Annotated in this window: 8 protein-coding genes; 5 read left to right on the top strand and 3 right to left on the bottom strand. The window is 65.8% G+C overall.

Annotated elements, in window-relative coordinates; translation table 11 throughout:
- On the bottom strand, nucleotides 1-390 hold a 390-nt coding region (locus tag EN780_RS20390; protein ID WP_128275124.1), incomplete at its 3' end, for a DUF2214 family protein.
- Nucleotides 391-599: 209 nt separating this feature from the next.
- Between EN780_RS20390 and EN780_RS20385 the strand changes: the two genes are divergently transcribed.
- Complete coding sequence (locus EN780_RS20385) at nucleotides 600-1,139, top strand: GNAT family N-acetyltransferase (RefSeq protein WP_127310572.1); 540 nt, start codon at nucleotides 600-602, stop codon at nucleotides 1,137-1,139.
- 16 nt (nucleotides 1,140-1,155) lie between these two features.
- On the opposite strand, the gene EN780_RS20380 is transcribed toward EN780_RS20385, so the two are convergent.
- On the bottom strand, nucleotides 1,156-3,639 hold the full coding sequence (locus tag EN780_RS20380) for an EAL domain-containing protein (RefSeq protein ID WP_128275123.1): 2,484 nt from the start codon (nucleotides 3,637-3,639) through the stop codon (nucleotides 1,156-1,158).
- Between the two features lie 309 nt (nucleotides 3,640-3,948).
- The gene (locus tag EN780_RS20375; protein ID WP_128275122.1) at nucleotides 3,949-4,719 is read right to left on the bottom strand and encodes an IclR family transcriptional regulator; all 771 of its coding nucleotides are present in this window, start codon (nucleotides 4,717-4,719) and stop codon (nucleotides 3,949-3,951) included.
- A 202-nt stretch (nucleotides 4,720-4,921) separates the two neighbouring features.
- Here EN780_RS20375 and EN780_RS20370 point away from each other — a divergent pair, with 202 nt between their 5' ends.
- The 4 genes from EN780_RS20370 to EN780_RS20355 all read left to right on the top strand — a co-directional run.
- Nucleotides 4,922-5,887 carry a tripartite tricarboxylate transporter substrate-binding protein gene (locus tag EN780_RS20370; RefSeq protein ID WP_128275121.1) on the top strand — a complete coding sequence of 322 codons (966 nt, stop codon included), beginning with the start codon at nucleotides 4,922-4,924 and terminating at the stop codon, nucleotides 5,885-5,887.
- Nucleotides 5,888-6,019: 132 nt separating this feature from the next.
- On the top strand, nucleotides 6,020-6,553 hold the full coding sequence (locus EN780_RS20365) for a tripartite tricarboxylate transporter TctB family protein (RefSeq protein ID WP_128275120.1): 534 nt from the start codon (nucleotides 6,020-6,022) through the stop codon (nucleotides 6,551-6,553).
- A gap of 4 nt (nucleotides 6,554-6,557) precedes the next feature.
- On the top strand, nucleotides 6,558-8,081 hold the full coding sequence (locus tag EN780_RS20360; RefSeq protein WP_128275119.1) for a tripartite tricarboxylate transporter permease: 1,524 nt from the start codon (nucleotides 6,558-6,560) through the stop codon (nucleotides 8,079-8,081).
- A gap of 15 nt (nucleotides 8,082-8,096) precedes the next feature.
- The coding region (locus tag EN780_RS20355) for a CoA transferase (protein ID WP_245500039.1) at nucleotides 8,097-9,137 on the top strand (1,041 nt) is incomplete at its 3' end.

Below are 9,137 nucleotides of genomic sequence, written 5' to 3'. Positions count from 1 at the left end.
GGCGCGGACATAGGTCTTCACCGAGGCGAGCTCGGCCGCCGGCACCTGAAAGCCGGGAGTGGCGCCGGCCTGCCGGTTCCAGGAGATGAAGCGGATGGTCGGGACGATCGACAAAAGGCCGACGATGACGAAGGCCGTCATCTTTGCCCAGAACATCCAGTTGTAGATGTAGAACTCCCAGCCCTTGAGGCCATAGAAGACACGGCCGGCGCCGACGATGACGATCAGCGCGGCGATGATGCCGTAATGGCGGTCGATGCCGACAAGGCGCTTCAGCGTCGCGGCGGGCAAGTCGCCGCGGATCAGCACGAATTCGGCGCCGATGATGCCGGCCAGCGAAAACACCAGCAGATGATGGATGATGGCCAGCACGAGGTCGGTGGTATCCATGCTTTTCCTCTGGTTGGATGATGCGTGGGCTGAATCAGATTCCCGCGAAGACTAGCATCGCCGGACAGAATTCCCAGACATGGCCGGCAGCTAGCTGCTCTGGTGTGATGGGACGTTCTGGTCTGGAGGATGATCCGGACCGCCGTGGCCCTTGTTCGGTGCGGGAGGTTTGCTAGGCGCCTGCTTGACGTTCAAGCGAGGCAAGTTTTATGGGCAGTCCAAAGGCAACCGGCGTCCCGGTCATCGAAACGGCGCGGACCATCCTGCGGGCGCACCGGCTGGACGATTTCGACGCCTACGTCGCCATGTGGGCCGATCCCGCCGTCACCCGCTTCATCGGCGGCAAGCCGCGGACGCGCGAGGAAAGCTGGATGCGCTTCCTGCGTCATGCCGGCCTGTGGTCGCTGCTCGGCTACGGTTTCTGGGCGATCGAGGAGAAGGCGACCGGCCGCTTCATCGGCGAGGCCGGCTTTCACGATCTGAAGCGCGCCATCGAGCCCTCGATCGAGGGCGTGCCGGAAGCTGGCTGGGCGCTGGCTCCGGAAGCGCAGGGCCGGGGACTGGCCAGCGAAGTGGTACAGCGGGCTCTCGCCTGGGGCGACGTGACGTTCTCGCCGGCCAGAACAGTCTGCATCATCGATCCGGAAAACACCGCCTCGCTCAATGTCGCGGCCAAATGCGGCTACACGGAAATCCTGCGTACCACCTATCACGACAACGCGACGATCCTGCTGGAACGGCATCCCTGAGCCAGCCCAGCCATCCTCAGCCGGCCATGCGCAGCTTGCGCGCGAGAGCGCTGTCCGGACCGTCGTCGGGGGCAGCGCGCGAGCCCGGACTCAGCAGCTTCGTCGTTGCGTTGAAGGGTTGCGGCCGGGCGATCGCATAGCCCTGGCCATAGTCGACGCCGATCGACTTCAGGGCCTCGATGATGCTCTCGCTTTCAACGAACTCGGCAATCGTGCGCTTGCCCATCACCTTGCCGATATGATGGATCATCTCGACCATGGCCCGGTCGATGCGGTCCTCCAGCATGTCCTTGACGAAGCTGCCGTCGATTTTCAGATAGTCGACAGGCAGGTGTTTCAGATAGGCGAAGGACGACATGCCGGAGCCGAAGTCGTCGAGGGCGAAGCGGCATCCCAACTCGCGCAACTGGGCAATGAAGCGCATCGCGTTGGCGAGATCGGCAATGGCGCTGGTCTCGGTGATCTCCAGGCAGACCATGTTCGGCGGAATGCCGAAGACGCCGAACTGTTCGCGCAGGAAGTCGAGGAACGTCTCGTCGCCGAAGCTCGCCCCCGAGAGATTGATGGCGCAGGTGGCGATCGGAGCGGCCGTTGGGTTGGCAAGGCGCGCGGCCAGAACGGCGAATGCGCCGCGCACGACCCAGCGGTCGATCGCCGGCATCAGCCCATAGCGCTCGGCCGCCGGGATGAAGCTGGCCGGCGAGACGATGGAGCCGTCCTCGTCCGTCAGCCGCAGCAGGATTTCGATATGCGCGCCGGCTTCGGCCACGGCATCATTGAGCGGCCAGATCTCCTGGCAATGGAGCCTGAAGCGATTTTCCTCCAGGGCAGCGTGCAGGCGCTGGACCCAGGCCATCTCGGTGAAGCGTTCGCGCAGGGCGGTGTCGCTGTCGCTGTGCAGCTGAACCCGGTTGCGGCCCTTCTCCTTGGCCATGTAACAGGCGACGTCGGCGGCCTGCAGGGTCTCCTCGAGCGTGACTTCGGCATCGGTGATCTGCACCACGCCGATGCTGACAGTGATGACGAAGGGCCGTCCATTCCAGGAGAAATGCAGATCCTGCACGGTCGCCCGCAACCGTTCGGCGATATCGGCCGCGACATCGGCGCTGCAGTCGAAGAGCAGCACGCCGAACTCGTCGCCGCCGAGCCTGGCCAGGATGTCGCCCGCGCGCAGCTCGTTGCCGAGCAGGACCGAAACCTGGCGTAGCAGCTGGTCGCCGGCGGCATGGCCGCATGTATCGTTGACGAGCTTGAACTGATCGAGATCGAGATACATCAGCGCGTGCTGGCCGGGCCGGCTGTGCAAGTCCGCCGCCGTCCTTTGCAGGCGGTTCTCGAAGTCGCGGCGGTTGGCAAGCCCGGTCAGCGCGTCGTGCGATGCCTGCCATGAGAGCCGCTCGATATAGTCCTGTTCGCGCGTCATGTCGTGGACCGCGAGCACGGCACCGACCAGCCTGCCCGCTACCGACAGCGGCGCGCCGGTCAAGGCGACGGGAACGACCGAGCCGTCAGCGCGCTTGAGCAGCCATGGTCGGGCGTTGGCGGGCTGCGGCTCGCCGGCCAGCAGGCGCCCCATCCACCGTGTCTCCTCGATGCCCGTTTCCTTGTCGATGAGCCTGAACAGCGATGCGATCGGCTTGCCCTTTTCCGCATCGAACTGGCGCGCCAACAGACGCTCGGCAACGGCGTTCAAATAGTCCAGCCGCCCGTCGGCAGTCGTGCTGATGACGGCCTGGCCGATCGAGGCGAGCGTGATCTGGGCCCGTTCGCGTTCGGCGTTGAGCGCGTTCTGAAAGGCCTGACGCTGCGCCAGCAGCTTGCGCGTGCGCCACACGGCAAGCAGGATAAGCAAGGCCGCCGTGGCGAGGTTGGCCAGCGTCAATGCCAGCTTGATGAAACGCGAACCTTCACCCAGGCTGTCGGAGAATGCCTTGGAAAGGGGGCCGATCTCATCGTTGAGCCGGTGGATCTCTGCCTTCCAGGCGCCGATCTGCGCCGCCGATGCCGGTCCTTCCTCGATCTTGCGGTGGATGGCGTTGCCAAGCTCGTCAAGCGCCAGGATCATGACGTCTGCCGCCGCCCAGCGCTGGATGGCCACATCGAGGTAGCTGACATCGCGGAAGTTGCGGAACAGCCAGATCATCCCAGTGACATCGTCGGCGTGATTTCCGCCTTGCAGGAAACCGGCGCGCGCCGCGTCGGTGTCAGGCTCCGCTTGCTCGAGCGCCAGTCGCGCCGCGTGGTCGGCCAGCGGAACGGCGATCGCGTCGCGATATTCGTTGAAGAAGCCCGTTTTGCCGGTATCGACATAGAGGCTGAGGAAATAGATGGCCTCTTTCTGTCCCTTCGACCAATGGCTTTCGCCGCCAACGTAGGCGCGAACGGCCGAAAGCGTATAGAGGCTGCCGCTGGCGACGAGAGCCTGGATCAGGACCACGAGTATGAATGGCCAGACCAGTCCGACAAGACGCGGACTGGCAAGCGTCGCTGACAGCCTCATCAAGCTTCCATGGAAATTGCCATGGCTCCCCGTGAATCCGCCGGTCCGACCGATCAGTCATGGGTCGGACGAAACCTCTCGCCCTCATGTCGCAGCTCGTCATGCGACAACAGCTCGACTAGCATGTCGGCCTTAACAGCCAATAAACTTGTCTAGTATTTTAGCTCGACACAAGGCGTCTTCTTCCGCGGCGAGCTTACGCCGGGGTATAGGATCGGATTTTAGGAAAATATTATTGGGGCTCGACTGCTTCCAATTTGCCCGAATGCCAATGTTCGGCAAGTCGCGGCCGAAGCCTGTGGACATAATTCAGATAGATTCCAGTGCTTTGCCGGCGCTGGCCGCTTTCACGCTTGCCCGTTCGAGCATCGAGGCGTCTTCGCCGAAGGCGCGGGTGGCGCGGGCGGCGGCCTCGAGCAGGGGCGCGGTCATGCGCCGCAGAAAGGCCGCGTCCACGCGCGTTCTCGGCCCGGCCAGGGTGAGCGCGCCGAGCAGGGTCCGTCCAGGGCCGAAGACGGGCGCCGAGACGCCGGCCGTCTCGGGGTCGCGATCGCCCACCGACAGGTGATGATAGTCTTCGCGGATGGTCTCATAGGGTTCGCCCGGCTCACCGGAAAATGCTGCGAGCACGCGGCCGCCGGAGCCGGCCAGCAAGGGCAGCACGTCGCCCTCGCGGATCGTGTAGCGGATCGGATGCTTGGACTCGACGCGGTAGAGGCAGGTACGGACGTCGCCGGAGCGGACATAGAAGGCGACGCTTTCCCAGCTCCGCTCGGACAGGGCGCGCATGATCGGCAGCAGGACATCCATCGCCACCACCGAGCGCTGGTAGAGCGCGCCAAGCCTGAAGGTGGCCGGCCCGATGCGATAGCGCCCGTCGTCCAGGCGTTCCAGCAATTGCCCGCGCATCAGCGAGTTGGCGAGCCTCAGTATGGTGCTCTTGTAGAGGCCGGTGCGGGTCGCGATCTCGGCCAGGCCGAGCGAGCGGTCGGCGGGGGTGAATGCGTCGAGGATGGCGATGGCGCGGTCGAGCGCGGCAACGCCTTCGGCCGACGCCGGGCTGGCAGGTGTATTTTTCATCCCGATGATGATTTCATGTTGGTCGCCCCGCCCGGGCCAAGCCCGGATGAGGCGATTTTGTCGTGGCAAAATCGTTCTGTCCAGTAGAATGCCATTCCCGTTGACAGAACGCAGTCACAAATGCTTGAACTCGAAGGCGGGTCTGAATTCAGGCCACGTCTTGGCAGGCACCGGAGGAGGTGTCGTGATTTGGAGGAATCCCATGCTGAACAGACGCAGATTCTTGACGAGCACCGCGGCCGGCTTCGCGGCACTGCACTTCACGCCCGCCTTCGCGCAGGACGCGCCGCAGCTCCAGATCTTCGTGCCGGCGGCGCCCGGCGGCGGCTGGGACCAGACGGCGCGCACGATCGACCAGGTGCTGCGCTCTGAAAAGCTGATCTCGGGCTCGCAGATCACCAATGTCGGCGGTGCCGGCGGCACGGTCGGCCTGCCGCAATTCGTCAACCAGTGGAATGGCAAGGCCAATTCGCTGATGGTGGCCGGCATGGTCATGGTCGGCGCCATCATCGCCAACAAGTCGGCCAACAACCTGACCGAGGTGATCCCGATCGCCCGCCTCACCGGCGAGTTCGAAGCGCTGGTGGTGCCGGCGGCGTCACCGTTCAAGACCGCCGCCGACTTCGTCGCCGCGCTCAAGGCCGATCCGACCCAGGTTCCGGTGGCCGGAGGCTCGGCCGGCGGTTCGGACCACATATTGTTCGGGCTGATCGCCAAGTCGGCCGGCGTGCCGGCGACCAATCTCTCCTATGTGCCCTTCGCCGGTGGCGGCGAGGCGCTGTCGGCGCTGCTCGGCAACCAGGTGGCGGCCGGCATTTCCGGCTATGGCGAGTTCTCCGAGCAGATCAAGGCGGGAGCGCTCAGGCTGCTCGCCATCTCCGCCGACAAGCGCCAGGAGGGCATCGACGCGCCGACGCTGAAGGAGGCTGGCATCGATGTCGAATTGTTCAACTGGCGTGGCGTCTTCGCCCCGCCCGGCGTGTCCGATGCCGACAAGGCGTCGCTCATCAAGCTGGTCGAGACCATGGCCAAGAGCGAGGCCTGGGCGACCGAGTGCAAGAACCGCAACTGGACGCCGATCCTGCTCACCGGCGACGACTATGCCAAGTTCGTCACCGAGGACACCGCCCGCATCGGCGCCATCCTCAAGGATCTCGGCCTCGCCTGATGCCTTCCCGGAGCGGGGCGGCCCGCGCCGCCCCGCCTCGACGCTCGCCAAGCGCATGGACATGAACTCCGTCGCGGGTGAGACTGCGGTCAGGGCCGGCCGTGGGATGCCGGCCATCCAGGGAGGACGTTCATGAGCACCAGCGACCAGCAGGCGCCGCCGCGCTTCGCCATACCCGAATTGTTGATCGGCGTCGGGCTCCTGGCCTGCGCCGCGGCCGTGGCCTGGCAGACGCTGGCGATCCCGGTGTCGCCGCTCTATTCCAAGGTCGGTCCCAGGGTGTTCCCGTACATCACCATGGCCGGCATGGTGGTGCTGTCGTTGCTGCTCATCGTCGCGGCGCTCCGGGGCGGCTGGCAGCCGGACGAGGAGAAGGAGACGCCGACCGACTGGAAGTCGATGGGCTTCGTGGTGGCCGGCCTCGTCGCCAACCTTACGCTCATCCATCCGCTCGGCTTCACCGCCGCCTCGGTGATCATGTTCGTTCTGGTCTGTTATGGCTTCGGCAGCCGCCGCCCGCTGCGCGACGTGCTGCTCGGGCTGATCCTGGCGCTCGCGGCCTATTTCGGCTTCGCCAAGGCGCTCGGCGTCAACATCGGCGCCGGCTTTGTCGAAAACCAGCTGAACACGGTGATCAACGCCCTCATCGCCATGGTCAGGGGCTGACGCCATGGACACGCTCAACCAACTCGCACACGGCTTCTCGGTAGCCTTCACGCCGGCCAATCTTTTGTGGTGCCTGGTCGGCACGACGCTCGGAACGGCGATCGGCGTGCTGCCCGGCCTCGGGCCGGCGCTGACCATCGCGCTGCTTCTGCCGATCACCTACCAGGTGGCGCCGGAAGCCTCCTTCATCCTGTTCGCCGGCATCTATTACGGCGCCATGTATGGCGGCTCGACGACGTCGATCCTGCTCAACACGCCCGGCGAAAGCGCCACCATCGTCACCGCCCTGGAAGGCAACCGGATGGCGCGCTCGGGCCGCGGCGGCGCCGCGCTCGCCACCTCGGCGATCGGCTCTTTCGTCGCCGGCACGATCGGCACGCTGGGCGTCGCCTTCCTGGCCCCGGTCGTGGTCAAGTTCGCATTGGCCTTCGGCCCGGCCGAGTATTTCTCGCTGATGGTGCTCGCCTTCATCACCGTCTCGGCGGTGCTGGGCTCGTCCTCGGTGCGCGGTCTCACCAGCCTGTTCGCCGGCTTCGTCATCGGCATGATCGGCGTCGACCTGCAAACCGGGCAGCCGCGCTTCACCTTCGGCATGGGCGAACTGCTCGACGGCGTCGACGTCATCATCGTCGCGGTCGGCCTGTTCGCCGTCGGCGAGACGCTCTACATGGCCTCGCGCCGCTATGCCGGCAAGGACGAGATCGTGCCGCTCAAGGGCTCGCTCTACATGACCGCGGCCGAATGGGGACGCTCGTGGAAGGCATGGCTGCGCGGCGCCCTGATCGGCTTCCCGATCGGCGCCATGCCGGCCGGCGGCGCCGAGATCCCGACCTTCCTGTCCTATGCGATCGAGAAGAAGCTGTCGAAGCACAAGGAGGAGTTCGGCACGGTCGGCGCCATCGAGGGCGTCGCTGGCCCGGAAGCCGCCAACAACGCCTCCGCCGCCGGCGTGCTGGTGCCGATGCTCACGCTTGGATTGCCGACCTCAGCCACCGCCGCGATCATGCTGTCGGCCTTCCAAAGCTACGGCATCAACCCCGGGCCGCTGCTCTTGACGACACAGGCCAATCTCGTCTGGGGCCTGATCGCCAGCCTGTTCATCGCCAACGTCATCCTCGTCATCCTCAACCTGCCGCTGATCGGCCTGTGGGTGCGGCTCTTGAAGATCCCGGCGCCGCAGCTCTATGCCGGCATCCTGGTGTTCGCCACCGTCGGCACCTATGGCATCTCGCAGTCGCCGGTCGATCTCGTCATCCTCTATCTTCTGGGGGCGGCCGGCTTCCTGATGCGGCGCTTCGATTTCCCGACCGCGCCGGTCATCATCGGCATGATCCTCGGGCCGCTGGCCGAGACGCAGTTCCGCCGCGCGATGACGATCGCCAACGGCGACTGGACGGTATTCTACCGGCATCCGCTGTCGCTGACGCTGCTGACGCTCGCCTTCATCGGTCTCGTCGGGCCGCATATCTGGGCCTGGGTCGAGCACCGGCGCAGGCGCGGACCGGAGCACGTGCCCGGCGATGCCTGATCGATCTGGAGCATCATGACCGACCTGCTTTCCGGCATCCGCGTCCTCGATCTGACCAATGTGCTGGCCGGCCCTTATTGCGCCTACCAGCTGGCGCTGCTCGGCGCCGACGTCATCAAGGTCGAGGCGCCGAATGGCGGGGATCTGGCGCGCCAGCTCGGCGCTTCGGCAACGCTCAACCAGGCCGGCATGGGCGCCTCTTTCCTGGCGCAGAACGCCGGCAAACGATCGGTCGTGCTCGATCTCAAGCAGGAGGCCGATCGCGACCGCTTCCTCGACCTGGTCGCGTCCGCCGACGCGCTGGTGGAAAACTTCCGGCCGGGCGTCATGGACAGGCTTGGGCTCGGCTATGCCAGCCTGAAGGCTGTCCGCCCGGGTCTCGTCTACTGCGCCATATCGGGCTTCGGCCAGAGCGGGCCGATGCGCGACAATCCGGCCTATGACCAGATCATCCAGGGCCTGTCGGGCATCATGAGCATCACCGGCACGCCGGAAACGGCGCCGCTGCGTGTCGGCTATCCGGTCGCCGACACCCTCGGCGGGCTGGTCGGCGCCTTCGCCATTGCTGCGGCCCTGGTCAAGCAGAAGACGAGCGGCGAGGGGGCATTCCTCGACGTGTCGATGCTGGAATGCACGCTCTCGGCGCTCGGCTGGCCGGTGTCCAACTATCTGACCGCCGGCGTCGAGCCGCGGCCGATGGGCAATGAGAACATGACGGCCGCACCGTCGGGCGCGTTCCGCACCGGCGAGGGGCTGCTCAACATCGCCGCCAACAAGCAGGAGCAGTTCGTCACGCTTTCCCAACTGATCGGACGGCCCGAACTGGCGTCGGATCCGCGCTTTGCCGAGCGCGAGGCGCGCAAGCAGAATCGCGCCGCGCTGAAGGCGCTGATCGAGGATGCGCTGGCGGGCGCCTCGGCCGCCGCCTGGGAGGAAAAGCTCAACCGCGCCGGCGTGCCGGCCGGGCGGGTGCTGACGATCCCGCAGGTGCTCGCCGGCGCCTCCATGCACGTCGCCCAGCACGTTGATGGCCGAAGCCATCGCATTGTTGATGCC

The organism is Mesorhizobium sp. M4B.F.Ca.ET.089.01.1.1 (assembly GCF_004022605.1).
Classification (GTDB): Bacteria; Pseudomonadota; Alphaproteobacteria; order Rhizobiales; family Rhizobiaceae; genus Mesorhizobium; species Mesorhizobium abyssinicae.
This window is presented reverse-complemented; position numbering and strand designations above follow the sequence as displayed.

Excerpts from the sequence above, each read along its gene's own strand:
- EN780_RS20365 (WP_128275120.1), top strand. The coding sequence starts at position 6,020 with ATGAGCACCAGCGACCAGCAGGCGCCGCCGCGCTTCGCCATACCCGAA.
- EN780_RS20380 (WP_128275123.1), bottom strand. The coding sequence starts at position 3,639 with ATGAGGCTGTCAGCGACGCTTGCCAGTCCGCGTCTTGTCGGACTGGTC.
- EN780_RS20375 (WP_128275122.1), bottom strand. The coding sequence starts at position 4,719 with ATGAAAAATACACCTGCCAGCCCGGCGTCGGCCGAAGGCGTTGCCGCG.
- EN780_RS20370 (WP_128275121.1), top strand. The coding sequence starts at position 4,922 with ATGCTGAACAGACGCAGATTCTTGACGAGCACCGCGGCCGGCTTCGCG.
- EN780_RS20385 (WP_127310572.1), top strand. The coding sequence starts at position 600 with ATGGGCAGTCCAAAGGCAACCGGCGTCCCGGTCATCGAAACGGCGCGG.
- EN780_RS20360 (WP_128275119.1), top strand. The coding sequence starts at position 6,558 with ATGGACACGCTCAACCAACTCGCACACGGCTTCTCGGTAGCCTTCACG.